Below are 24,572 nucleotides of genomic sequence, written 5' to 3'. Positions count from 1 at the left end.
AACCTCGTCGAGCGATGGTTCGCCGAACTCACCAACAAGCAGATACGGCGAGGCGTCCACAGATCCGTCCAGGCCCTGGAGAACGACATCCGCAAACTGGATCGCAAGCCTGGAACACCGACCCGAAGCCGTACGTCTGGACGAAGACCTCCGACGAGATCCTCGAACGCCTCGCCTCATATCTGAACAGAATCCCTGACTCAGAACACTAGCTGGTTGGATGCGGCACGGGGGGCTTGAGTGTGGCTGATCAGCTGGGTGGCGCGCGCTCTTCAGATCGTTGCCCGCCGCGCAGGTGATCGTTGCCCGGCACTCCTCGTAGCGAAGAGAGATCACGGACGCTGCTGGGAGGTCGCCGGCTGGTCACCACACGTCGACGGACCAGACGTCGCCCCTCTGATGTCCGTCTGGATCTGGGTCGTCTGACCCGTACGGGTCAGGATCAGCGACGACGTGGATGCGGGCGGCGGACGCGGATACGCGGTAGCAGTCTATGTCACTCGACACGTTGTGCTTGTCGAGTTCGATCGTGTAGCCCAGGGCCAGGATGGCGGTCCGCAGTTCCTCCAAGGGGACTCTGGGTGCGAATTCCCCGTATTCCCGCGAGAGCGGGGACGGCACGGTGCTCGGGGACTGGTCGTACAGCAGTCGTTGGATCTTCACGCCGAAACCGAAGCACGATATCTGCCCTTGCCGCCCTGGCTGGTCCGGCGAGAAGTTGATTTCCACGAGCCCGTAGTCCCGCCGCAGTAGGCCACCACCGGGAACATCGAGGCATGTCGCCCCCAGGGCGGCTTCCCAGGCTTCCGGGTCGGCACCGAGGCCAACTCCAAGGACCTCACCGCAAACGGCGACGTGAGCGTAGAAGTCCAAAGCGGACACCCGCCAACTCCCTCAACTATCCGGGCAGGGCACCACTTGCTGATCTCCGCACAGGACAGGCGGACCAGCGCCCAGTGTTCGGTGATCGTACAGAGCAGCCCGTCAGGGCAGTCGCCGGGTGCGCTCGTCGCCGTCGTCGAAGGCGAAGTCCCAGGCGGGATGCGTCTTTCAGATCAGCCGTGGTCTTCCCAATCCTCCTGGCAGAACCGGGCTTCGCTCACCATGTCCCGTCAGCTGAGCCGGAACCCGCGCGTGGGACCGCCGCAGCCATCAGCTGGCATGCAGGTTCCGGCTTACCAACGTTCAGGGTTCCGGGAACCCGCGCGCTTCCGCGGACGGTGCGGCGAAGTCCTCGGTCCAGCACCAGGGCCACGGCACGCAGACCGGCTCGGGCGCCTCCCCCGCGCCGAGGGCGGCAGCCGACGCGGCCGCCGAACCCGAGATCAACGGCACCTACGGCACCACCGGACAGGCCCCGGACACCGAACTCGCCGAGACCGGTGCCAAGAGCAGCACGCCCTACATCGCGATCGCCGGTGCCGCCGTTCTGGCGTTCGGCGCGACGGCAGTGATCACCGTCGGCCGCCGCCGCGCACGGATGGCCGGCCGATAGCGGCCGGCCCCTCGCCTCAGACGCCCGCGGCCCGCGCCGCCTCGTACACCTCGGCGGCCACGTCGATCAGCTCCGAGGCGTCGCGCGTCGTGCCCTGAAGATCCAGCAGGATCTCCGGAACCCCCGTCCCGGCATGCGCCACCAGGTCCTCGACGATCTGGGCCACACTGCCGTGGAAGGGGGTGCGGCCCGCACCGGCGACCGGTTCGGCGGTGTACCTGGCATTGGCGCGGGCACAGACGCCGACCGGACGCTCCCGGCCCCGCTCGGCCGCCAGGTCCTGGACCCGCTTCCACTGCTCGGCCAGCTGCGCGGCGCCATTGGCCACCGGCATCCAGCCGTCCGCCCGGTCGACCAGTCGGCGGGTGGCCCGGGGGCTGTTCCCCGGCAGATAGACCGGGATGGGGCGCACCGGCTTTGGGCCGACCTCCGACGGGGCGATGGTCGTCAGCTCGCCCTCGTACGAGACCGGGTCCGGGCCCCAGACGGCCGCGCACACGTCCAGCAGCTCGTCCAGCACCGCGCCGCGCTTCTCGAAGGGGGCGACCGAGGCGGCCGCGTACTCGTCCAGGGACCAGCCCGTGCCGATGCCCGCGACCACCCGGCCGCCGCTCGCCACATCGAGCGAGGCGAGTGAGCGGGCCAGCTGGAAGGGCACGTGCAGCGGTGCGACCAGGACGCTGGTGCCCAGCCGGGCCCGGCCCGTCGCCCCGGCGGCCAGCGCCAGCGTGATCAGCGGGTCGGCGACGCTGCGGTACTGCTCGGGCCAGGGCAGGCCGGGAACGCCGTACAGCCCCTGCGTGGCGGGCTCGGGAAAGATGATTCGCTCGAAGACCCACAGGCTCTCGTAGCCGGTCTCCTCCGCCGCGCGCGCCACGGCGGCCACATCGCGGCCGATGTCGTACTGCTTCATCTGCGGAAGACCGAGACCCAGCGAGACCGGCATGTGTGCGCTCCTTCTGGTGAGCTGTGGGACAACCACCGTATGGCACCTGTCCGTTGCTCGTGCAAGTACCCGCCCGGGAGCGCTCCCGGACGCGGTCGCGGCCGGTGGGAGGGGTGTGGTGTGAACAGGGCGACCAGGGTGTACGCCGGCGGGTGGCCACCGGGCCGGGCCGGGGCGCGTGCGCGGTGCGTGGCCGTGGCGGCACGCTTCGCCGCTTCCGCCGCCGATGAAGGCAGGGCCCTGTCGAGGCCGGGGCGATCACGAGATATCTTGATGTCAAGCAATGTTGCAGACGTGGAGCGGAGCACAGGGTGACTGACTCGACCATCATCTATACACACACCGACGAGGCCCCGGCCCTGGCGACGTATTCGTTCTTGCCCGTGATCCAGGCGTACGCCTCGACGGCCGGGGTCAATGTCGAGAGCCGTGACATCTCGCTGGCCGGACGCATCATCGCAGGCTTCCCCGAGCGTCTCGAAGAGGGGCAGCGCATCGACGACGCGCTCGCCGAGCTCGGTGAGCTGGCCAAGCGTCCCGAGGCCAACATCATCAAGCTTCCGAACATCTCGGCCTCGATCCCGCAGCTCAAGGCGGCCATCGCCGAGCTGCAGGCGCAGGGCTACGCGCTCCCGGACTACCCGGACGACCCGCAGACCGACGAGGACAAGGACGTCCGCGCGCGCTACGACAAGGTCAAGGGCAGCGCGGTGAACCCCGTCCTGCGCGAGGGCAACTCCGACCGCCGCGCCCCTGCCTCGGTCAAGAACTACGCCAAGGCGCACCCGCACCGCATGGGCAAGTGGAGCGCCGACTCGAGGACGAACGTCACCACCATGGGCGTGGACGACTTCCGGACCACCGAGAAGTCCACGATCGTCACCGAGGACGGCTCGCTGCGCATCGAGCTCGTGGGCGACGACGGCACCACCACCGTGCTGCGCGAGTCGGTACCGGTGCTCGCCGGCGAGGTCGTCGACGCGGCGGTCATGCGCGTCGCGGCCCTGCGCGAGTTCCTCACCGAGCAGGTCGCCCGCGCCAAGGCCGAGGACGTGCTGTTCTCCGTCCACCTCAAGGCCACCATGATGAAGGTCTCCGACCCGATCATCTTCGGCCACGTGGTCCGCGCCTTCTTCCCGAACACCTTCGCCAAGTACGGCGACGTGCTCGTCGCCGCCGGCCTGTCCCCGAACGACGGCCTCGGCGCCATCCTCAAGGGCCTGGACTCGGTGCCGCACATCGGCGCCGAGATCAAGGCGTCCTTCGAGGCCGAGCTCGCCGACGGCCCCGCGCTGGCCATGGTCGACTCGGACAAGGGCATCACCAACCTGCACGTGCCGAGCGATGTCATCGTCGACGCCTCCATGCCGGCCATGATCCGCACCTCCGGCCACATGTGGGGCCCGGACGGCCAGGAGGCCGACACCCTCGCGGTGCTGCCGGACAGCAGCTACGCGGGCGTCTACCAGGTCGTCCTCGACGACTGCCGCGCCAACGGCGCCTTCGACCCGTCGACCATGGGCTCGGTGCCGAACGTCGGCCTCATGGCGCAGAAGGCCGAGGAGTACGGCAGCCACGACAAGACCTTCGAGATCCCCACCACCGGCACGGTGCGGGTCGTCGACGGCAACGGCGACGGCGACGTCGTGCTGGAGCAGGCCGTCGGCGCCGGCGACATCTTCCGCATGTGCCAGGCCAAGGACCTGCCGATCCAGGACTGGGTCAAGCTCGCCGTCACCCGCGCCCGCGCCACCGGTGTCCCGGCCGTGTTCTGGCTGGACGAGGACCGCGCCCACGACGCGCAGCTGATCACCAAGGTCAAGAAGTACCTCGCCGACCACGACACGGACGGCCTGCAGATCGAGATCATGTCGCCGGTCGAGGCGACCGCGTTCTCGCTGGAGCGCATCCGCCGCGGTGAGGACACCATCTCGGTCACCGGCAACGTGCTGCGTGACTACCTGACCGACCTGTTCCCGATCCTGGAGCTGGGCACGAGCGCGAAGATGCTCTCCGTCGTCCCGCTCATGAACGGCGGCGGTCTGTTCGAGACGGGCGCCGGCGGCTCCGCGCCCAAGCACGTCCAGCAGCTGGTCAAGGAGAACTACCTGCGCTGGGACAGCCTGGGCGAGTTCTTCGCGCTCGCGGCCAGCTTCGAGCACCTGGCGACGACCACGGGCAACGCACGCGCCCAGATCCTCGCCGACACCCTCGACCGCGCGACCGGCACCTTCCTCAACGAGGACAAGTCGCCGAGCCGCAAGCTGGGCGGCATCGACAACCGCGGCAGCCACTTCTACCTGGCCCTGTACTGGGCCCAGGAGCTGGCGCAGCAGACCGACGACGCGCAGCTCGCGCAGGCGTTCGCCGCGCTCGCGAAGACGCTGGGCGAGCAGGAGCAGACCATCGTCGACGAGCTGATCGCGGTGCAGGGCTCGCCGGCCGAGATCGGTGGCTACTACCAGCCCGACCCGGCCAAGGCCTCCGCCGTGATGCGTCCGTCGCAGACCTTCGTCCAGGCGATCGCCTCCATCGGCTGACGGGACACCGCGGAGAGGGGGCGACCAGGCGCTCCCGCTCCTCCCGCCCCGGCCGGCACCATGCCCGGCCGGGGCGGCTCCGTGTCCGGGAGCGGCACCGGAGCCAGGCCGCCGGATCGAGGAGTTTCCGCGTAATCGGCCCCGGGGAGCCCTTCCGGCGGTAGGTTCGAACGCCCGGACCGAACCGTGCCCTGGAAGGGGAGAGGCCGTGCTGGCAGGCAGGAACGCCGTGGTCACCGGTGGCTCACGGGGCATCGGCCGTGCGATCGTCGAGCGGCTGTGCCGCGACGGGGCGCACGTGTTCTTCAACTACGCCAGCGACGACGACGCGGCGGCCGAGGTCGTCCGCACGGTGCGCGACGACGGCGGCAGGGTCCGGGCCGTCCGGCTGGACCTCGCGGACCCGGACGGACCGGAGCGCCTGATGGCGGCCGCCGAGGAGGAGCTCGACGGGCTGGACATCCTCGTGAACAACGCCGCCCTCTGCCCCACCCCGGCCCTGCTCACGGACACCGATCCGGCGGTCTTCGACCAGGTCCTGGCGGTCAACACCAGAGCGGTCTTCATGACGGTCCGCCACGCGGCGCTACGGATGCGCGACGGCGGCCGCATCGTCAACATCTCCACGGCCAACACCGCGCGTACGGGCCCCGGTATCTCCGCCTACGCCGCGAGCAAGGGTGCCGTCGAGCAGCTCACCGCCGTCGCCGCCCATGAACTCGGGGCCCGCGGGATCACGGTCAACACCGTCTCGCCCGGAGCCACCGACACCGAACTGCTGCGCGGCAACAACCAGCCGCAGGCACTGGAGGCAGTCGCCGGCATGACCCCGCTGCGCCGCCTGGGGGAACCCGCGGACGTGGCCGATGTGGTCGCCTTCCTCGCCGGTCATGACGGCCGGTGGATCACGGGACAGAACGTCCGCGCGACGGGCGGGCTGGCCTGAGCGGCGCCGGGGGGAGCGTTCCGCCGGCCCCCGGCCCGGGTATCCACCGGATCGTCCGGCAACGGCACCGCACCGCACAGGAATTCGGCCGGCGGCGGCCCGGCTCGCGGCGTACCGAAGGCCTGAGACACGGCCTGTGCCCATGGACGCCCTGACGGGTGAATGTCGTGCGGCGGCGGGCGGCGGGCCACGTATCGCGGCCCCGCGGCTGATTTGCTGCTCCTGGAATCTGGCGTGACGCGCGCGGGACCGGTCTGTCGGCCGTCCCGGTGGGAACGGCGCCCCTGCCGGGTGCTCGGGCCACCCGCGAACGACAATCGAAGGAGCGTCCCAGTGACGACGACGGGCACATCAGGGGCAGCCGAGGCGGAGGAGGCGTACGCGAACGAACTTCCGGTCCGTGCCAAGGAACCGGGAAACGTCGTCATCAAGTGGCTGACCACCACCGACCACAAGACGATCGGCACGCTCTACCTCGTCACCTCGTTCGCCTTCTTCGTCGTCGGCGGTGTGCTGGCCCTGGTCATGCGCGCCGAACTGGCGCGTCCTGGGATGCAGATCGTCTCGCCCGAGCAGTTCAACCAGGCGTTCACGATCCACGGCACGATCATGCTGCTGATGTTCGCGACCCCGCTGTTCGCCGGATTCACCAACTGGATCATGCCGTTGCAGATCGGCGCGCCCGACGTGGCGTTCCCGCGGCTGAACATGTTCGCCTACTGGCTGTACCTCTTCGGCTCGATCATTGTCGTGGGCGGCTTCCTCACCCCGAACGGGGCGGCGGACTTCGGCTGGTTCGCGTACTCCCCGCTGACCGACGCGGTCCGTTCACCGGGCATCGGCAGCGACATGTGGATCATGGGTCTGGCCTTCTCCGGCTTCGGCACGATCCTCGGTTCGGTCAACTTCATCACCACGATCATCTGCATGCGCGCGCCCGGCATGACGATGTTCCGCATGCCGATCTTCGTCTGGAACGTCCTGCTGACCGCTGTGCTGGTCCTGCTGGCCTTCCCGGTCCTCGCGGCGGCCCTCCTGGTGCTGGAGGCGGACCGGAAGTTCGGTGCTCACGTCTTCGACCCGGCCAACGGCGGGGCCCTGCTCTGGCAGCACCTCTTCTGGTTCTTCGGCCATCCGGAGGTGTACATCATCGCCCTGCCGTTCTTCGGCATCGTCAGTGAGGTCATCCCGGTCTTCAGCCGGAAACCGATCTTCGGCTACATCGGCCTGGTCAGCGCGACGATCGCCATCGCGGGCCTCTCCGCGACCGTGTGGGCGCACCACATGTATGTGACGGGCGGTGTGCTGTTGCCGTTCTTCTCGTTCATGACCTTCCTCATCGCGGTACCGACCGGTGTGAAGTTCTTCAACTGGATCGGCACGATGTGGCGGGGGGCGCTGTCCTTCGAGACACCGATGCTCTGGTCGATCGGCTTTCTGGTGACCTTCCTCTTCGGTGGTCTGACCGGTGTGATCCTGGCGTCGCCCCCGATGGACTTCCACGTCTCGGACTCGTACTTCGTCGTCGCGCACTTCCACTACGTCGTCTTCGGCACCGTGGTCTTCGCGATGTTCGCCGGATTCCACTTCTGGTGGCCGAAGTTCACCGGCAAGATGCTGGACGAGCGGCTCGGCAAGATCACGTTCTGGACGCTGTTCGTGGGCTTTCACGGCACGTTCCTGGTGCAGCACTGGCTGGGCGCGGAGGGGATGCCGCGTCGTTACGCGGACTACCTCGCCGTCGACGGTTTCACCGCGCTGAACACGATCTCGACGATCTCCTCGTTCCTGCTCGGCCTGTCGATGCTGCCGTTCTTCTACAACGTGTGGAAGACCGCCAGGTACGGCAGGAACGTCGGGGTCGACGACCCGTGGGGCTACGGCCGCTCGCTGGAGTGGGCGACCTCCTGCCCGCCGCCGCGGCACAACTTCCTCACCCTGCCGCGGATCCGTTCCGAATCCCCGGCGTTCGACCTGCACCACCCCTCGGTCCGCGCGCGCGACGAGGCCCTCAACCGTCCGGACACCGGGACGTTCCCGGCCCCGGGCGACGAGCGGGCCTGAGCACGACGCCCCGCGGAGAGGAGGCGCGAGTGGCCCACGGCAAGGACAGCGACAGCAGGGCGGGCGCGTCGTCCGTTCCGCCGCCCTCCGCAGGCGAACTCGTCCACGGCTCGTAAAGATGAGTGAGGACGGGCGCGTGCGACGTGGCAGGCGAACGGATGAACGTACAGGCCCCTGAAGGGACGAACACCGTGGCACGACCCAGGATCCTCGTTGTCGGCGCCGGATTCGCCGGAGTGGAGTGCGTACGCCGTCTGGAGCGCGGGCTCATCCCCGGCGAGGCGGAGATCGCTCTCGTCGCCCCGTTCTCGTACCAGCTCTACCTCCCCCTGCTGCCACATGTGGCGGCAGGCGTGCTCACCCCGCAGTCGGTCGCCGTCTCACTGCGCCGCAGCCGCAAGCACCGCACCCGGATCATCCCGGGCGGGGCCATCGGAGTGGATCCGAAGGCGAAGATCTGCGTCATCCGCAAGATCACCGACGAGATCGTCTACGAGCCCTACGACTACATCGTGCTCAGCGCCGGCAGCGTCACCCGCACCTTCGACATCCCCGGCCTGCTGGACAACGCCCGGGGCATGAAGACGCTGGCCGAGGCCGCCTACGTACGGGACCACGTGATCGCCCAGCTCGACCTCGCGGACGCCAGCCACGACGAGAACGAACGGGCCTCGCGCCTCCAGTTCGTGGTGGTCGGCGGCGGCTACGCGGGAACCGAGACGGCGGCCTGTCTGCAGCGCCTGACCACCAGCGCGGTCCGGCACTACCCGCGGCTCGACCCGAAGCTGATCAAGTGGCACCTCATCGACATCGCCCCGAAGCTGATGCCGGAACTGGGGGACAAGCTGGGCCGGAGCGCCCTGGAGGTGCTGCGCGCCCGCGGCATCGAGGTGTCGCTCGGCGTCTCGATCGCCGAGGCCGCCCCGGAGAAGGTCACCTTCACCGACGGCCGGGTGCTGCCCTGCCGGACCCTGATCTGGACGGCGGGTGTCGCCGCGAGCCCGCTGGTCAGCACGTTCGACGCGGAGACGGTACGCGGCCGGCTGGCCGTCACCCCCGAGATGAGCCTGCCCGGCTTCGACGGCGTCTTCGCCCTCGGCGACTGCGCGGCCGTCCCCGACCTGCACAAGGGCGACGGAGCGGTCTGCCCGCCCACCGCGCAGCACGCCATGCGCCAGGGCCGCAGGCTCGCCGACAACCTCATCGCGACCCTGCGGAACCAGCCGCTGAAGCCGTACGTCCACAAGGACCTCGGCCTCGTCGTGGACCTCGGCGGCAAGGACGCGGTCTCCAAGCCGCTCGGGATCGAGCTGCACGGGATTCCCGCGCAGGCCGTCGCCCGCGGCTACCACTGGTCGGCGCTGCGCACCAATGTCGCCAAGGCCCGGGTCGCGACCAACTGGATCCTCAACGCCGTCGCGGGCGACGACTTCGTACGCCTCGGTTTTCTGTCCCGGCAGCCGGCCAAGCTGCGCGACTTCGAGCACACGGACGCCTACCTCACACCGGAACAGGTCCGCGAGCACACCGCCGCGCTGCACACCGGAACCTGATCCCGCAGCCGAAGGCCCCGGCCCCGCGTACGGCGCGGCCGGGGCGGTCCGGCCGGATCAGCCGTTGCCCGCGTGACCCGCCGTCAGTCCGGGATTCCGCTCGACCACCGGGTCCAGGATGTCGTCGATGCCCTTCAGCAGCTCCGCGTCCAGCGTCACGCCGGCCGCCGCGACGTTCTCCGTCACCTGCTCCGGCCGGGACGCGCCGATGATCGCGGCCGAGACGTTCGAGTTCTGCAGTACCCACGCGACCGCGAGCTGGGCCAGGCTGAGCCCGGCGCTGTCGGCGAGCGGCCGCAATCGCTGCACCCGCTCCAGCACGTCGTCGCGCAGCCAGCCGGCGACCATGTTCGCACCGCCCTTGTCGTCGGTCGCCCGTGAACCGGCCGGGAGCGGCGCACCGGGCTTGTACTTGCCGGTGAGCGCGCCCTGAGCGATCGGGGACCAGACGATCTGGCCGATGCCCAGTTCCTCGGAGGCGGGCACCACGTCGCTCTCGATGACCGCCACAGCGCCGAGTACTGCGGCTGGTTGGAGATCAGCGGCACCCGCAGCTCGCGGGCCAGTCCGTGCGCGGCGCGGAGCTGGTCGGCCGTCCACTCCGAGACGCCGATGCAGAGGGCCTTGCCGGAGCGGATGACGTCGGCGAACGCCTCCATGGTCTCCTCCAGCGGGGTCGAGTGGTCGTAGCGGTGCGCCTGGTACAGGTCCACGTACTCCGTTTGCAGGCGACGCAGCGAGTTGTCGATGGACCCCATGATGTGCTTGCGGCCGAGCCCGCGGTCGTTGTGTCCGGGACCGGTCGGGAAGTAGACCTTGGTGAACACCTCCAGGCCCTCCCGGCGTTCGTTCTTCAGCGCCCGGCCGAGGACCGCCTCGGCCCGGGTCTCGGCGTAGACGTCCGCGGTGTCGAAGGTGGTGATTCCGGCGTCCAGGGCGGCGCGGATGCAGGCGACCGCCGCGTCCTCCTCCACCTGGGAACCGTGGGTGAGCCAGTTCCCGTAGGCGATCTCACTGACGGTCAGGCCGCTGCGGCCGAGTCGGCGGAACTCCGTGTGGCTGCTCTTCTTGTGCTCGTGGGCGGGGATCACGCGATCGCCGGGCCAGGTATGCGCCGGGGCCGGTGGCGCCCGGACAGGCTCAGGCCTCCGGGACGGTGCCGTGGACGGCACGGAGGAACGAGGCGTTGTCCGGGGTGCGGCGGAGCCGGTCCAGCAGTGTTTCGAGCGCGGTCCGCGGGTCCCTGCTGTGCAGTGCCCGCCGCAGTCCGCGTACCACCCGCAACTCGCCCTCAGGTACGAGGAGTTCCTCGCGCCGGGTGCCGGACGACGAGATGTCCACGGCCGGGTGGACGCGCCGTTCCGCCAGTGCGCGGTCGAGCCGGAGCTCCATGTTGCCGGTGCTCTTCAGCTCCTCGAAGAAGTAGTCGTCGGCGCGGGAGCCGGTCTCCACCAGTGCGGTGGCCAGGATGGTGAGGGAGCCGCCCTCCTCGGCGGGCCGGGCGGCGCCGAAGAACTGCTTGGGCCCGAGCAGGGCGGCAGCGTCGACACCGCCGCTGAGGGTGCGTCCGCCCGAGGCGGAGACGTTGTTGTGGGCGCGGCACAGGCGGGTGAGGGAGTCGAGCAGGATGACGACGTCCTGGCCCTGCTCGACCAGCCGCTTGGCGCGTTCGACCGCGAGTCCGGCGAGGGCGATGTGCTCCTTGGCGGGCCGGTCGAAGGTCGAGGCGAGCACCTCGCCCCGGACGGACCGGCGCATGTCGGTGACCTCTTCGGGGCGTTCGTCGACCAGCACCACCATCAGGTGGCACTCGGGGTGGTTGGCGGCGACGGCCGCGGCGATCTGCTGGAGCAGCACCGTCTTGCCGGTCCTGGGCGGCGCGACGATCAGCCCGCGCTGCCCCTTTCCGACCGGCGCGAGCAGATCGACGAGACGCATCGCGGCACCGCCGGACGGTGTCTCCAGCCGGAGCCGCTGCCGAGGATGGAGCGGGGTGAGGTCGCGGAAGTGCGGTCGGCCCCGGAGCGCCCGCGGGGAGCGGCCGTTGACCCGCTCCACGGTGGACAGGGTGCGGGGCCGGTCGCAGAGCCCGGCGACGGCATCGCCCCGGCGCAGGCCGTGGCGGCGGATCAGGGCGGCGGGGACCACCACGTCGCCGGGGGAGGGGAGGCCGTCCCGTACGCGCAGTACGCCGTTCCCCTGGTGGGTGAGGTCGAGTACGCCGGCGGCCGCGGTGGTGTGCGTGGCCTCGGCAGCCAACTGGCTTTGTTCAAGCGGGTGTTCGAGAGAGATGGTCATGGTGGGCGGGTCCTTTCGCGGACATGGCGAATGAGGGGCCGGGCGGCACGGGGCGGCAGAGAACACGCCCCCGACGACGGGCGGGAAAGCCCGGAGGGAGGATTCCGGTCCGAACTGGATGAGGTGATGCGGAGAGCTGGACCGCCGGTCGGAAATGGACGGGCGCGGCAGCTGCGGAGAGATGAATCGGCACCGGCGCCTCGAACCGAGGCGAGCACGGGTACCACAAGCACGGTAGCACGGCCCGGCGGGAACGGGACCGTGCCGAGAGCGGGCAAGGCTGCGCGGGGGCTCCGAAATCCGGTTGTCACGGCTCTCGCGGGGTGATGTGGTTCTCCGGGCCGCCGGCCCGCTCACCCATCCTGACCTGCGCCCCGGGGCGCGGAGGAGTCACTTTGTCGATACGTATCACCGCGCTGGCCGACCCCGCTCCGCCGACCGGGAGTCACCGGCTGGCCTGGCTCGCCTCCGACGCCGGGGGCAGCCCCGTCGGTTCGGCGTTCCTGCGCGTCTTCACCCGCGAGGGCCAGGACCACCTCGCCGAACTCGAACTCGGCGTCCACCCCGCGGAGCGCCGCAACGGCGTCGGCTCACTCCTGTTCGACGCCGCGGTCGCCGCCGCCCGCGAGGCGGACCGGCGCACCGTCATTGCGCAGGTCGAGGCCGGATCGGCGGGGGATCACTTCCTGCGGGCCAAGGGGCTGCGCAAGGTCCTGACCCTGACATACGTCCGGCTTCCGCTGGCGAAGGCGGACATGCAGGCCCTGCACCGGACCGTCGGGCAACCGCACCCGGGCTACCGGCTGATCTCCTGGGACGGCACCGTCCCCGACGAGCTCGCGGAGACGTTCGCCGCCTCCCGCCGGGCGATGGACGACATGCCCATGGACGACACCGACTTCGGCACGGTCGTCTGGGACGTGGACCGGGTCCGGTCCGCGGCGGCAGCCGTCGCCGCACGCGGCGAACTCCTGCACACGGTCGCGGCGTTCGACGAGTCCACCGCGACGATCGCGGGCTTCACGGAACTCGTCGTCCCGGGTGACGGAACGGGCGACGGGCAGCACTACGGCACCGGAGTCCTTCCCGAGCACCGGGGACACGGCCTCGGAAGGTGGATGAAGGCCCGGTCCATCCTTCACGCCCGCGAGACCCGGCCCGGTCTGGCAGGGCTGCTGACGGACACCGCCGACAGCAATACGCACATGCGGCACATCAACGACGCGCTCGGCTACGAGCCGACACACACCTCGGTCGAGTACCAGCTCGATCTGTAGCCGACACGAACGTCCGGCGGCCCGGGAGTTCCGGACCGCCGGACGGAGACATCGCGTACCCGGGCCGTCAGGCCACCGGGTCACCGGACTCCGCCACCGCCGCCGCGCCCCGGAACGCGGCCAGGATCTGCTCGGCCGCCAGCGTGGCCGTCAACTCGCCGTCCCGGACCCGCTGTTCCAGCCCGGGGGTCAGCGCACGCACCTCCGGATGGCCGCGCAGACTCTCCAGCAGCTCGTCCCGCACCATCGTCCACGTCCAGTCGACCTGCTGGTCGCGCCGCTTCGCGGCGAGCCGCCCGGTCGACTCCAGCAGCGCGCGGTGCTGCTCCAGCCGTTCCCACAGGGTGTCGAGGCCGGCCGACTCACGGGCGCTGCACGTGAGCACCGGCGGTGTCCACGCCGCGTCCACCGGGTGCATCAGCCGCAGCGCACCCGCCAGTTCGCGCGCCGCCGCGCGGGCGTCCCGCTCGTGCGGGCCGTCCGCCTTGTTGACCGCGATCGCGTCCGCCAGCTCCAGCACACCCTTCTTGATGCCCTGGAGCTGATCACCGGTCCGGGCCAGCGTCAGCAGCAGAAACGTGTCGACCATGTTGGCCACCGCCGTCTCCGACTGCCCGACGCCGACCGTCTCCACCAGCACCACGCCGTAACCCGCGGCCTCCATCACCACGATGGACTCCCGGGTCGCCTTGGCCACTCCGCCGAGGGTGCCGGCGGTGGGGGACGGGCGTACGAACGCCGCCGGGTCCACCGCGAGCCGTTCCATCCTGGTCTTGTCGCCCAGGATGGAGCCGCCGGTACGGCTGGAGGAGGGGTCGACGGCCAGCACCGCGACCCGGTGCCCGAGCCCGGTGAGCATCGTGCCCAGCGCGTCGATGAACGTGGACTTCCCGACCCCGGGCACGCCGCTGATCCCGATCCGCCGGGCCGCGCCGGAGTGCGGCAGCAGCTCGCGTAGCAATCGCTGGGCCAGCACCCGGTGATCGGGGCGGGTGGACTCGACGAGAGTGATGGCGCGCGCGATGTGCGCCCGCTTCCCGTCGAGCACCCCCTTCACATAGCTGTCGATGTCGATCCTGGGAGCCATCGGGTCAGCGGCTCACAGCTCGTGGCCGAGCGCGGCGCCGAGCCGAGTCACCAGGTCGTACGCGGCATCGGGGATCACCGTCCCGGGCGGGAACACGGCTGTCGCGCCCGCCTCGTGCAGCGCCTCGACGTCCTGTGGCGGAATCACCCCGCCCACCACGATCATGATGTCCTCGCGCCCCTCGGCCGCCAGCTCCTCGCGGAGCGCCGGCACCAGCGTGAGGTGCCCGGCGGCCAGCGAGGAGACGCCCACGATGTGCACGTCCGCCTCCACCGCCTGCCGTGCCACCTCGGCCGGCGTCTGGAACAGCGGACCGACGTCCACGTCGAAACCCAGGTCGGCGAAGGCGGTCGAGATCACCTTCTGGCCGCGGTCGTGGCCGTCCTGTCCCATCTTGGCGACCAGGATGCGCGGACGGCGACCCTCGGCCTCCTCGAACCTGTCCACCAACGCCCGGGTCCGGTCCACGGAAGGGGATTCACCTGCCTCGTTGCGGTACACACCGGAGATCGTACGGATCTGGCCCGCATGCCTCCCGTACACCTTCTCCAGGGCGTCCGAGATCTCGCCCACGGTCGCCATCGCACGCGCCGCGTCCACGGCCAGGGCCAGCAGATTGCCTTCGAGCCCCGGACCGGGGTCGCGCCCGGCCGCATCCGTCAGGGCGCGCAGCGCCGCCTGGCAGGCGGTCTCGTCGCGTTCCTCGCGCAGCCGGCGCAGCTTCTCGACCTGCTGGGTGCGCACCGAGGAGTTGTCGACCTTGAGCACATCGATCTGCTCGTCGCTCTCCACCCGGTACTTGTTCACCCCGATCACCGGCTGGCGCCCGGAGTCGATCCGCGCCTGGGTACGGGCCGCGGCCTCCTCCACCCGGAGCTTCGGGATGCCCGCGTCGATGGCCTGCGCCATGCCGCCCGCCGCCTCGACCTCCTCGATGTGCCGCCAGGCCCGGCGCGCCAGGTCGTACGTCAGCTTCTCCACGTACGCGCTGCCGCCCCACGGGTCGATCACCCGGCCGGTCCCCGACTCCTGCTGGAGCAGCAGCTGGGTGTTCCGGGCGATCCGGGCGGAGAAGTCCGTCGGCAGGGCGAGCGCCTCGTCGAGCGCGTTGGTGTGCAGCGACTGGGTGTGTCCCTGGGTGGCCGCCATCGCCTCCACACAGGTCCGGGTGACGTTGTTGAACACGTCCTGTGCGGTCAGCGACCACCCGGATGTTTGCGAATGGGTGCGCAGCGAGAGCGACTTGGCGTTCTTCGGCTCGAACTCCTTGACCAGCTTGGCCCAGAGCAGCCGGGCCGCCCGCAGCTTCGCGATCTCCATGAAGAAGTTCATGCCGATCGCCCAGAAGAACGACAGCCGGGGCGCGAACGCGTCCACGTCGAGACCTGCGTCCCGGCCGGCCCGCAGATACTCCACCCCGTCCGCGAGGGTGTACGCCAGCTCCAGATCGGCCGTCGCACCCGCCTCCTGGATGTGATACCCGGAGATGGAGATCGAGTTGTAGCGCGGCATCTTCTGCGAGGTGTACGCGAAGATGTCGGAGATGATCCGCATCGAGGGCTTCGGCGGATAGATGTAGGTGTTGCGGACCATGAACTCCTTCAGAATGTCGTTCTGAATGGTCCCGGCCAGCTTCTCGGGCCCGACGCCCTGTTCCTCCGCGGCCACGATGTACAGCGCGAGCACGGGCAGCACCGCGCCGTTCATCGTCATCGACACCGACATCCGGTCCAGCGGGATGCCGTCGAAGAGCTGCCGCATGTCGTAGATCGAGTCGATCGCCACGCCCGCCATGCCGACATCGCCGGTCACCCGCGGGTGGTCGCTGTCGTAGCCCCGGTGGGTCGGCAGGTCGAAGGCGACGGAGAGCCCCTTCTGACCGGCGGCGAGGTTGCGGCGGTAGAAGGCGTTGGACTCCTCGGCGGTGGAGAACCCGGCGTACTGCCGGATCGTCCAGGGCTGGTTGACGTACATCGTCGGGTACGGGCCCCGCAGGTACGGGGCGATGCCCGGATACGTGCCGAGGAAGTCGAGCCCTTCGAGGTCGTGCCCGGTGTACAGCGGCTTCACCGCGATGCCTTCCGGGGTCTCCCACAGCAGGTCGCCGTCGGAACTGCCGGAGGACTCCTTCACCGAGGCGCGCCACTGGTCCTCGGAGACCTCGGCGGCGCCGCCCGGACCGAGCTCGATGCCGGAGAAGTCGGGGATACGCATTACGCCACATCCATACGGTCGAGGAGGGAGGAGAGCACGGCCACCACATCGGAGCCCGCGAAGACGTACTCGTCGACACCGGCGTACTCGCCGGGCCGGCCGGCCAGGAACACCCGCTCGGCGCCTGCCGAACGCAGCGCCCCGGCGACCGCCTCGGCCTGCTCGGCGTAGAGCGCGTCGCTGGAACACAGGCACGCCACGGTGGCGCTGCCCGCCCTGAACGCGTCGGCGGCCGTCGTCGCGTCGACGGAGACCGGGTCGTGGACCGGTTCGATGCCGCCCGCCTGGAACAGATTGGCGGCGAACGACGCCCGCGTGGTGTGCGCGGCGGCGGGGCCGAGCGCGGCGAGGAAGACCTTCGGCCGCTGCCCGGTCGCCGCGAGATGCGCGTCCGACCGGGCGCGCAGCGCCTCGAACGCCTCGTCACGGCGGACCCTGGGCAGACCGCCCGGTGCCGCGGCCGGTCCGCGCGGGGCAGGCTCGCGCTCCACCGGCCGCTCCGCCAGCTGCGGGAACTCGCTCACCCCGGTGATCGGCTCCTTGCGACGCGCCAGATCCCTGCTGCGCGCCGCCCAGGTGGCCGCGAGACGTTCACCGATCATTCCCGAGCCCAGCGCGGCGGCCTGACCGCCGGACCGTTCGATCTCCTGGAAGAACGACCAGGCGGCGTCGGCGAGTTCGGCGGTGAGCCGCTCCACGTACCAGGAGCCGCCCGCCGGGTCGATCACCCGGGCCAGGTGCGACTCCTCCAGCAGGATCGTCGAGGTGTTACGGGCGATGCGCCGGGCGAACGCGTCCGGCAGCCCCAGCGCGTGATCGAACGGCAGCACGGTGACGGAGTCGGCGCCGCCGACCCCCGCCCCCAGACAGGCCAGCGTCGTGCGCAGCATGTTCACCCACGGATCGCGCCGCGTCATCATCACCGAGGACGTCACCGCGTGCTGGCGCTGCGCCCCGGCTCCGGCGGCCCCGCAGACCTCCGCAACCCGGGACCACAGCCGGCGCGCGGCCCGCAGCTTGGCGATGGTCAGGAACTGGTCGGCGGTGGCCGCGTACCGGAACTCCAGCTGCCCGCAGGCTTCTTCGACCGACAGCCCGGCCTCGGTCAGCGCCCGCAGCAGGGCGACACCGGTCGCCAGCGAGGCGCCCAGCTCCTCGGCGGCCGAACCGCCGGCCTCGTGGTACGGCAGCGCGTCGACGGCCAGCGCCCGCAGCCTGGGGAACTCGCGGGCACACCGCTGGGCCCAGTGGACGGCGGCCGACAGATCGGGCTCGGCTCCGCCGCGGGCGGCTTGCCCGAACGGGTCCGCGCCGAGGTTGCCGCGCAGGCTCCGCGGGTCGATGCCCCGTTCCGTGCAGATCCGCAGAAACTCGGTGGCCGCGGCGTCGGTTTCACCGCCCGCGTCGAGCACCACGGGAGCCAGATCGAGGAAGACGCCGTCCAGGGCCCCCGCCAGCGCGGACACCGGGACACCCGCGGCACCGCCCACGGTCAGCCACAGCGAGGTGACACCGTTCTCCAGATCGGCGAGCAGCGCCTCGTTGAGACGCGCGGGATCGGGAAGGGTGTGCCGCTGCCGTACGTCCCAGCCGCCCGCCGCGTTGCCCTCGGACCTGCTGCCGCGGGTGAAGGGGGCGAAGCCCGGATATCCGGCATCGGGCGCGCTGTCGCGCGAGGTGTAGAGGGGGCGGGTGGTGAGCCCGTCCTCGACCGTGGTGGACAGCGCTTCCTCGGCGGCCGAACCCGCAGCCTCCTTGCCCGACTTGCGCAGCACACCTTCGACGAGGTGTTGCCAGTGCTCATGGGCGGGGGCGGGGAATTCGGCGGCCAACGAAAGCCCGTCGGCAGGCAGGACCGTCATGCCCAGATGCTAGGTCAGGGCGCTTGAGCGCAGCATGGGTTCCGCTTGTGACCTTGCCCTCTCCGAGCGCACTTGATCCTTCACCCACCGTCGCGTAGCCGGTCCTCGCCCCCGCCCCGGCCCGGTGCTTGGCGATTCCTCCAATGCCCCTGGCATTTGCTCCACAGATCACCCGGATGGATTGCAGCTGCGAGGACGATTCGAATATCTTGTCGCACATGCAGTCCTACACAATCGGCCAGGCGGCACGTCTGCTGGGGGTCAGCCCCGACACGGCCCGCCGCTGGGCGGACGCCGGGCGGGTCGCCACCCACCGCGACGAGAGCGGCCGCAGGCTCATCGACGGCCGGGACCTGGCCGCCTTCTCCATCGAGGTCGGCCAGGGCGGGGGAGGCGAGGACGACACCTCGTACACCTCGGCCCGCAACGCATTCCCGGGCATCGTCACCGCGGTGAAGCTCGGCGATGTCGCGGCCCAGGTCGAGATCCAGGCGGGCCCGCACCGTCTGGTGTCACTGCTCACCCGGGAGGCCGTCGAGGAACTGGGGCTGGAGGTCGGCATGCAGGCCACCGCTCGCGTGAAGTCCACCAGCGTGCACATCGATCGCGTCTGACGGCGCGTCACCCACGGCACGCATCAACTTCAAGGAGTCACCGGACCATGTCGACCACCCTCACCGGGCGGCGCGCCGCCGCAGCGGTCATCACCGCCGCACTGCTGCTCCCGCTCGCCGCGTGCGGCGGCAGCGACGACAGCAAGAAGGAATCCGCCGGGAAGCCGGCGCCGTCCGACATCCGGCTGACGGTGCTGGCCGCGGCCTCGCTCACCGATGTGTTCAAGACCGCGGGCGCCGCGTACGAGAAGGAGCACCCGGGCACGAAGGTGACGTTCTCCTTCGCCGGCTCCCAGGAGCTCGCCGCCCAGGTGAAGCAGGGCGCGCCCGCCGACGCCCTCGTCGTCGCCGACACCAGGACGATGGACGGGCTGAAGTCCGACACGGCGACGCCCGTCGTCATCGCCAGGAACCGCCTCGTCATCGCCACCCGCGAGGGCAATCCGGAGAAGATCGCGGGCCTGAAGGACTTGACCGACCCCGGGCTCAAGGTCGTCCTGGCCGCGTCCGAGGTGCCGGTCGGCCGCTACAGCAAGCAGGTCCTCGACGCCCAGAAGCTCACCGTCGAGCCGGTCTCCCAGGAGCCCAACGTCCGCGCCGTCCTCAGCAAGGTAGAGCTCGGCGAGGCCGACGCGGGCATCGTCTACCGGACCGACGCCGCCACGGCCACCGACAAGGTCGACGCCGTCGACATCCCGGACGCGCAGAACGCCGTGGCCTCCTACCCGGCCGCTACGCTGCGGCAGTCCAGGAACAGCGAGGCCGCCACGGAGTTCGTGAAGTGGCTGAGCACCCCGCAGGCGCAGAAGATCCTGCAGTCGGCGGGCTTCCAGCAGCCCTAGCCTCCAGCAGCCCCAGGTGTTCTGTCCCGGGAGGTCCTGTCCGGCCGGCCGCCCGGGGGAGCGTGAGCGGCCCTGCCCGAACCGACCGATTCCGGGAACCTCCGATGAGAGCTCTCCGCAGCCGGGTGCCCGGCGTGCGCACACCCCTCGCTCTGGCGATCCCCGCGCTGCTCGCCGTCGCGTTCCTGCTGATCCCGCTGATCGGCATTCTGGCCCGTACGTCCTGGGCCGACCTCGGCACCCATCTGACCAGCCCGGAAGTCACCCAGGCGCTCAGACTCTCCCTGCTGGTCTCCTTCTGGGCGCTGGGCCTCTCCCTGCTGCTCGGGGTGCCGCTGGCCTGGCTGCTGGCCCGGACGGACTTTCCCGGCAAGGCGTTCGTACGCTCCCTGGTCCTGCTCCCGATGGTGCTGCCGCCCACCGTCGGAGGCGTGGCGCTCCTCCTCGGCTTCGGCCGCCGGGGACTGCTCGGCCCCTGGCTGGAGGACACCTTCGGGATCACGCTGCCCTTCCACACCTCGGGCGCGGTGGTCGCGGCGACCTTCGTCGCGATGCCGTTCCTCGTCATCAGCCTCGAAGGCGCACTGGCCGGACTGCGCCCCGCGTACGAGGAGACGGCGGCCTCCCTCGGAGCCTCACCGGTCCGGGTGTTCTTCACCGTCACCCTCCCGATGGTCGCCCCCGGGCTCGCCGCCGGGGCCGCCCTCACCTGGGCACGGGCGCTCGGCGAATTCGGTGCCACCATCACCTTCGCGGGCAATCTGCCCGGCACCACCCAGACGCTTCCGCTCCAGGTCTACCTGCTGCTCCAGGACTCCCCGGAGGCCGCCACCTCCGTATCGCTGCTGCTGCTCGCCATCGCCATGGCCGTACTGATCACGCTGCGGGGGCGCTGGACCGGAACGCCGCGCGACCGCGCACGCGGCGCGCAGCCCCCGGCGGACGACCCGGCCGTCCCGGACACGGCACTGCGCGCGGACCGGGAGACGCCCCCTGCCCCGCAGGAACGACGCTCGCTGCACGCCGAGGTCACCGGCTTCGCCCGGCTGACCCTCGAAGCGGCGCCCGGCACCACGATCGCCGTCGTCGGCCCCAACGGCGCGGGCAAGACGACCCTGCTGCGCGCGCTCCTCGGCCTGACCCCGCGCGCCCGCGCCCGGCTGAGCCTCGGCGACACCGACGTCACCGAACTGCCCCCGCACCGACGTCAGGTCGCCTGGGTGCCGCAGGACGGCGCGCTCTTCCCGCACCTGAGCGCGCTGACGAACACGGCGTACGGGCTCCGCGCCCACGGCGTCTCCCGCGCCGAGGCCCGGCGAGAGGCGCAGCAGTGGCTCGACCGGCTGGGCGTCGGACACCTCGCCCACCGCAGGCCCGCCCAGCTCTCCGGCGGCCAGGCCCAGCGCGTGGCACTGGCCAGGGCGCTCGCCGCCCGCCCCTGGCTGCTGCTGCTCGACGAGCCGCTCGCCGCCCTCGACCAGACCACCCGCGCCCATGTCCGGCACACCCTGCGCACCCACCTCGCCGGGTTCGGCGGCGTCTGTCTGATCGTCACCCACGACCCCGTCGAAGCGGTCTCACTGGCCGACCGGGTGCTGGTGCTCGACGAGGGCCGCACCCTCCAGGACGCGCCACCGGCCGAGGTCACCCGGAATCCCCGCTCACCGTGGGTCGCCCGGATGCTCGGCCGCAACGCCTGGCCCGGCACCGCCGCGCCCGACGGCACGCTGGCCCTCGCGGGCCGCGGCCGGCTGGTCGTCGCGGACGCGCTCGCCGAGGGGACGGCGGCCCTCGCGATCATCGCGCCCGAAGCGGTCTCCGTGCACCACGACAGGCCCGGCGGTAGCCCCCGCAACGTCTGGCCCGGAACGGTGCGCGAGCTCACCGCCGTCGGCAGCCGGCTCCGGGTGGTGATCGCCTCCGACGAGGCGCCGGACCTGGTCGCCGAGATCACCCCCGAAGCGGCGACCGAGCTGGGCCTGGTGGAGGGCACTGCCGTATGGACGAGCGTCAAGGCGACCGAGGTCACCGTCGTCGTGCTCTGAACGCACGGATTCCGCGTACCGGCCAGGGACGTACCGGCCCGCTCTGTTCTCCGGTGGGAAACACTGGGCCGAGAATTCATGAGCGGGTATTCACGGAACACACCGCTATTGGTGTGGTACGCCCCTGACCTGGGGTGAGAGCGGTTGCGATTTCACATTTCCTTTATCCCGGCACATGCCCCCAAACGGTGTCCACCGGCGTTTTACTTTGTCGATTTCCCGGCTGCGTGCGACGTTTGATCCGGCAAAACCGAATGAATTCGGATACGCGTCGAGCGAAAAAGGGGAAGTTCATCGTGCAGACAGCCAGGGCCGTCCAGGCATCCACCGTCCTCAATCTGCGCGACCTGGGCGGCGTCGCCCTGGGCCCGGACCAGCGGGTCCGGGCCGGTGCCGTGCTGCGGTCCGGGCAGCTCAGCGGGCTCGACGCGGCGCAGGACTCCGGGATGTCCACGCTCGGCATCCGCACCGTCGTCGATCTGCGGACCGCCGACGAGCGGGCCGCTGCCCCCGACCGGCTGCCGCAGGGCGCGCGGCTGTTCGTCGCCGATGTGCTCGGGGACAACCCGGGTGTGGCGCCCGCCCGGCTGCGCGCCCTGCTCGCCGATCCCGTGGCCGCGGAGCAGATGCTCGGCGGCGGAAAGGCGGCCGGGCTGTTCGCGGACACCTACCGGCAGATGGTGCTCTCGCCGGGCGCGTCCGCCGCCTACCGGGCCTTCGTCGAGACCGTCGCCGACGACCGTGCCCGCCCGGTGCTCTTCCACTGCACGGCGGGCAAGGACCGGACCGGCTGGGCCGCCGCCCTGCTCCTGATGATGCTCGGCGCGTCGCGCGATGCGGTGCGCGCCGAGTTCCTCGCGGTGAATCCGGTGGTGCGGGTGGCCTTCGCGCCGTACGTGCAGGACTTCCTCGACGCGGGGGGCGACCCGGAGATCGCCTCCGCGATCACCGAGGTGCGCCCCCGCTACCTCGACACGGCGCTGGACGCCATGGACGAACGCTGGGGCGGACTCGACGGCTATGTGCGCGACGGTCTGCGCATCCCCGAGGCGGTGGTGGAGCGGCTGCGCGCCGGCCTGGTGGTGCCGGCCTGAGCGGCGGGCCGCGATCCGGCCGGCTCTCCTGTCCCCCTGCCCGCCCACGAGCCCCTGCCCGCCCGCGAACCTCTGTTCATCCGCGAACCTCCTGCCCACCCGCGAATCGATGGCGGGCTCTCGGGTTGACTTGATACCCCCAGGGGGTATGTTGTGAGGCATCGGGAAGCGCTGCCTCCCGGTCGACCCGATGGAGGGAACCGTCATGAACAACGCACTGAGGATCACCGCCTTCGCCGCCGCACTCGCCGCGACCTTCGGAACCGCATACGGGGTGGGCAGGAGCGTCGACCCGCTGGTGGCCGCCGAGGACCGCCCCGCACAACAACAGCACGGCGGCCACGGCGGGGGAGAGGAGGGCGGGACGGAGGCGGCTGCGGATCACACGCCCGGCGGACTGCAGATCTCCGAGGGTGGCTACACCCTGGACCTGGCGACACCGACGGTCCGGGCCGGGGCCCGGACCGAGATCCGGTTCGCCGTCAAGGACGACAGCGGGCGCAAGGTCACCGCCTATCAGCGTGAGCACGGCAAGGAGCTGCATTTCATCCTCGCCTCCACCGACCTCACCCAGTACCGTCACCTGCACCCCGTCCGTGCGGCCGACGGCACCTGGTCGACCTCCGTCGCCCTGCCCGAGGCCGGTGGCTACCGGGTGTTCGCCGACTTCACACCGGCGGCCGCGGGCGCCGGGAACCTCACCCTCGGCGCGGATCTGGCCGTCTCCGGCGCCTACCGCCCCGCCGCTCTCCCGGCCCCGGGCACCACCGCCGAGGTCGACGGCTACCGAGTCGCGCTCGGCGGTGAACTCCGGGCCGGCCGGAGCGGCGAACTGAAGCTGTCCATCAGCAGGAACGGCCGTCCCGTCACCGACCTCCAGCCCTACCTCGGTGCGTACGGGCACCTGGTCGCCCTGCGCTCGGGTGACCTGGCCTATCTGCACGTCCACCCGAACGAGGGCGGCCCCGGGCCGGAAGTGTCCTTCACCGCTACGGCACCCAGTGCCGGAACGTACCGGCTCTTCCTCGACTTCAAGCACGAGGGCGAGGTGCGCACCGCGGCGTTCACCGTCCGGGTGGCGGAACCGGGGAACGACGACGGCGGGCACCGGGAAGGCGGGGCCGGGGCGGCCGCCGGACACGCGCACTGAAACGGGCCGCCGGACCCGAAACGGTATTGCGCCGAGGGGTGTTGTGCCGCGGGGCGCGGAGGCCGGGAGCGGCGCCCCCTCGGCCCCTGGGTATCGTGGGGGACCGGATTACGAATCCTCCGAGAGGGGCGTACGTTGACCGAGCGAAAGCCTGCGGGCGTCAGCTTCGAATCATGGGTCGACAAGCAGGTCCGGGAGTCCGAGCAGCGTGGCGACATCTCGCAGTTGCCGGGATTCGGCAAGCCGCTCGACAGCATCGGGGCTCCCTACGACGAGAACTGGTGGATCAAGCAGAAGCTTCAGCGCGAGGGGGTCTCGGTGCTCCCGCCGGCCCTGGCCCTGCGCAAGCAGGCGGAGGACGCGGCCGAATCGGTGTCCGGGGCGCGGACGGAGGCCGAGGTGCGGCGCATCCTGTCCGAGGTGAACGAGAAGATCGCGGCGGCCATCAGGCGGCCGCCGCCGGGTCCGCCGCTGAACCTCAAGCCGTTCGACATCGACGCCATGGTCGACGAATGGCGCACGGCGCGCGATCCGTCGTAGTGCCC

Annotated in this window: 18 protein-coding genes and 2 pseudogenes; 13 read left to right on the top strand and 7 right to left on the bottom strand. The window is 70.9% G+C overall.

Annotation, left to right across the window (positions count from 1 at the left end):
- A pseudogene (locus ABZ622_RS20825) lies at positions 1-212 on the top strand (IS630 family transposase); the annotation flags it as partial.
- A 151-nt stretch (positions 213-363) separates the two neighbouring features.
- Here ABZ622_RS20825 and ABZ622_RS20820 read toward each other — a convergent pair.
- The gene (locus ABZ622_RS20820; RefSeq protein ID WP_360545158.1) at positions 364-882 is read right to left on the bottom strand and encodes a hypothetical protein; all 519 of its coding nucleotides are present in this window, start codon (positions 880-882) and stop codon (positions 364-366) included.
- Between the two features lie 274 nt (positions 883-1,156).
- Between ABZ622_RS20820 and ABZ622_RS20815 the strand changes: the two genes are divergently transcribed.
- The gene (locus ABZ622_RS20815) at positions 1,157-1,495 is read left to right on the top strand and encodes an LAETG motif-containing sortase-dependent surface protein (RefSeq protein ID WP_360545162.1); all 339 of its coding nucleotides are present in this window, start codon (positions 1,157-1,159) and stop codon (positions 1,493-1,495) included.
- Between the two features lie 16 nt (positions 1,496-1,511).
- Here the strand turns inward: ABZ622_RS20815 and ABZ622_RS20810 are convergent, their stop codons facing one another.
- Entirely contained in the window at positions 1,512-2,441 is a 930-nt protein-coding gene (locus tag ABZ622_RS20810; protein ID WP_360545157.1) for an LLM class F420-dependent oxidoreductase, read from the bottom strand.
- A 311-nt stretch (positions 2,442-2,752) separates the two neighbouring features.
- Here ABZ622_RS20810 and ABZ622_RS20805 point away from each other — a divergent pair, with 311 nt between their 5' ends.
- From ABZ622_RS20805 to ABZ622_RS20790, 4 genes are all read left to right on the top strand, one after another.
- Entirely contained in the window at positions 2,753-4,981 is a 2,229-nt protein-coding gene (locus tag ABZ622_RS20805; RefSeq protein WP_360545155.1) for an NADP-dependent isocitrate dehydrogenase, read from the top strand.
- A gap of 208 nt (positions 4,982-5,189) precedes the next feature.
- Complete coding sequence (locus ABZ622_RS20800; protein WP_360545153.1) at positions 5,190-5,927, top strand: SDR family oxidoreductase; 738 nt, start codon at positions 5,190-5,192, stop codon at positions 5,925-5,927.
- Positions 5,928-6,260: 333 nt separating this feature from the next.
- Positions 6,261-7,991 (top strand): cytochrome c oxidase subunit I, encoded by a 1,731-nt coding sequence (gene ctaD, locus ABZ622_RS20795; protein WP_360545151.1) that lies wholly within the window; start codon positions 6,261-6,263, stop codon positions 7,989-7,991.
- Positions 7,992-8,182: 191 nt separating this feature from the next.
- Positions 8,183-9,544, top strand: coding sequence for an NAD(P)/FAD-dependent oxidoreductase (locus ABZ622_RS20790; protein WP_360545149.1), 1,362 nt, complete (start codon positions 8,183-8,185; stop codon positions 9,542-9,544).
- Positions 9,545-9,601: 57 nt separating this feature from the next.
- Here ABZ622_RS20790 and ABZ622_RS20785 read toward each other — a convergent pair.
- Both ABZ622_RS20785 and rho read right to left on the bottom strand, forming a co-directional pair.
- Positions 9,602-10,632 (bottom strand): annotated as a pseudogene (locus tag ABZ622_RS20785) (aldo/keto reductase family protein).
- 52 nt (positions 10,633-10,684) lie between these two features.
- Positions 10,685-11,842, bottom strand: coding sequence for a transcription termination factor Rho (gene rho / locus ABZ622_RS20780; protein ID WP_360545147.1), 1,158 nt, complete (start codon positions 11,840-11,842; stop codon positions 10,685-10,687).
- A 395-nt stretch (positions 11,843-12,237) separates the two neighbouring features.
- Here rho and ABZ622_RS20775 point away from each other — a divergent pair, with 395 nt between their 5' ends.
- The gene (locus ABZ622_RS20775; protein WP_360545145.1) at positions 12,238-13,119 is read left to right on the top strand and encodes a GNAT family N-acetyltransferase; all 882 of its coding nucleotides are present in this window, start codon (positions 12,238-12,240) and stop codon (positions 13,117-13,119) included.
- A gap of 67 nt (positions 13,120-13,186) precedes the next feature.
- Here ABZ622_RS20775 and meaB read toward each other — a convergent pair whose 3' ends face one another.
- The 3 genes from meaB to mutA are packed head-to-tail and all read right to left on the bottom strand — an operon-like array spanning position 13,187 to position 18,282.
- The gene (meaB, locus tag ABZ622_RS20770) at positions 13,187-14,206 is read right to left on the bottom strand and encodes a methylmalonyl Co-A mutase-associated GTPase MeaB (RefSeq protein ID WP_360545143.1); all 1,020 of its coding nucleotides are present in this window, start codon (positions 14,204-14,206) and stop codon (positions 13,187-13,189) included.
- A gap of 12 nt (positions 14,207-14,218) precedes the next feature.
- Positions 14,219-16,420 carry a methylmalonyl-CoA mutase gene (gene scpA, locus ABZ622_RS20765; RefSeq protein ID WP_360545141.1) on the bottom strand — a complete coding sequence of 734 codons (2,202 nt, stop codon included), beginning with the start codon at positions 16,418-16,420 and terminating at the stop codon, positions 14,219-14,221.
- The gene (mutA, locus tag ABZ622_RS20760) at positions 16,420-18,282 is read right to left on the bottom strand and encodes a methylmalonyl-CoA mutase small subunit (RefSeq protein WP_360545139.1); all 1,863 of its coding nucleotides are present in this window, start codon (positions 18,280-18,282) and stop codon (positions 16,420-16,422) included. The genes scpA and mutA overlap by 1 nt, the downstream gene beginning before the upstream one ends.
- A 218-nt stretch (positions 18,283-18,500) precedes the next feature.
- Between mutA and ABZ622_RS20755 the strand changes: the two genes are divergently transcribed.
- From ABZ622_RS20755 to ABZ622_RS20730, 6 genes are all read left to right on the top strand, one after another.
- Positions 18,501-18,896, top strand: coding sequence for a helix-turn-helix transcriptional regulator (locus tag ABZ622_RS20755; protein ID WP_124722018.1), 396 nt, complete (start codon positions 18,501-18,503; stop codon positions 18,894-18,896).
- A 47-nt stretch (positions 18,897-18,943) separates the two neighbouring features.
- Positions 18,944-19,738, top strand: coding sequence for a molybdate ABC transporter substrate-binding protein (gene modA / locus ABZ622_RS20750; RefSeq protein ID WP_360545137.1), 795 nt, complete (start codon positions 18,944-18,946; stop codon positions 19,736-19,738).
- Positions 19,739-19,842: 104 nt separating this feature from the next.
- Positions 19,843-21,783, top strand: coding sequence for an ABC transporter permease (locus tag ABZ622_RS20745; RefSeq protein WP_360545135.1), 1,941 nt, complete (start codon positions 19,843-19,845; stop codon positions 21,781-21,783).
- Positions 21,784-22,079: 296 nt separating this feature from the next.
- Positions 22,080-22,877, top strand: coding sequence for a tyrosine-protein phosphatase (locus ABZ622_RS20740; protein ID WP_360545133.1), 798 nt, complete (start codon positions 22,080-22,082; stop codon positions 22,875-22,877).
- A 205-nt stretch (positions 22,878-23,082) separates the two neighbouring features.
- The gene (locus tag ABZ622_RS20735) at positions 23,083-24,027 is read left to right on the top strand and encodes a hypothetical protein (protein WP_360545131.1); all 945 of its coding nucleotides are present in this window, start codon (positions 23,083-23,085) and stop codon (positions 24,025-24,027) included.
- 135 nt (positions 24,028-24,162) lie between these two features.
- A complete protein-coding gene (locus tag ABZ622_RS20730) occupies positions 24,163-24,567 on the top strand; it encodes a DUF1992 domain-containing protein (RefSeq protein ID WP_360545129.1) in 405 nt (134 codons plus the stop codon).
- Positions 24,568-24,572: the final 5 nt, after the last annotated feature.

Origin of the sequence: Streptomyces sp. NPDC007164 (genome assembly GCF_040634135.1) — a bacterium.
GTDB lineage: Bacteria > Actinomycetota > Actinomycetes > Streptomycetales > Streptomycetaceae > Streptomyces > Streptomyces sanglieri.
Note: the sequence above shows the minus strand (reverse complement) of the source record. Positions and strands in the feature narration are given on the sequence as shown.

Coding starts and splice junctions, on each gene's coding strand:
- ABZ622_RS20810 (WP_360545157.1), bottom strand. CDS start 2,441: ATGCCGGTCTCGCTGGGTCTCGGTCTTCCGCAGATGAAGCAGTACGAC.
- rho (WP_360545147.1), bottom strand. CDS start 11,842: ATGACCATCTCTCTCGAACACCCGCTTGAACAAAGCCAGTTGGCTGCC.
- meaB (WP_360545143.1), bottom strand. CDS start 14,206: ATGGCTCCCAGGATCGACATCGACAGCTATGTGAAGGGGGTGCTCGAC.
- scpA (WP_360545141.1), bottom strand. CDS start 16,420: ATGCGTATCCCCGACTTCTCCGGCATCGAGCTCGGTCCGGGCGGCGCC.
- mutA (WP_360545139.1), bottom strand. CDS start 18,282: ATGACGGTCCTGCCTGCCGACGGGCTTTCGTTGGCCGCCGAATTCCCC.
- ABZ622_RS20755 (WP_124722018.1), top strand. CDS start 18,501: ATGCAGTCCTACACAATCGGCCAGGCGGCACGTCTGCTGGGGGTCAGC.
- modA (WP_360545137.1), top strand. CDS start 18,944: ATGTCGACCACCCTCACCGGGCGGCGCGCCGCCGCAGCGGTCATCACC.
- ABZ622_RS20745 (WP_360545135.1), top strand. CDS start 19,843: ATGAGAGCTCTCCGCAGCCGGGTGCCCGGCGTGCGCACACCCCTCGCT.
- ABZ622_RS20735 (WP_360545131.1), top strand. CDS start 23,083: ATGAACAACGCACTGAGGATCACCGCCTTCGCCGCCGCACTCGCCGCG.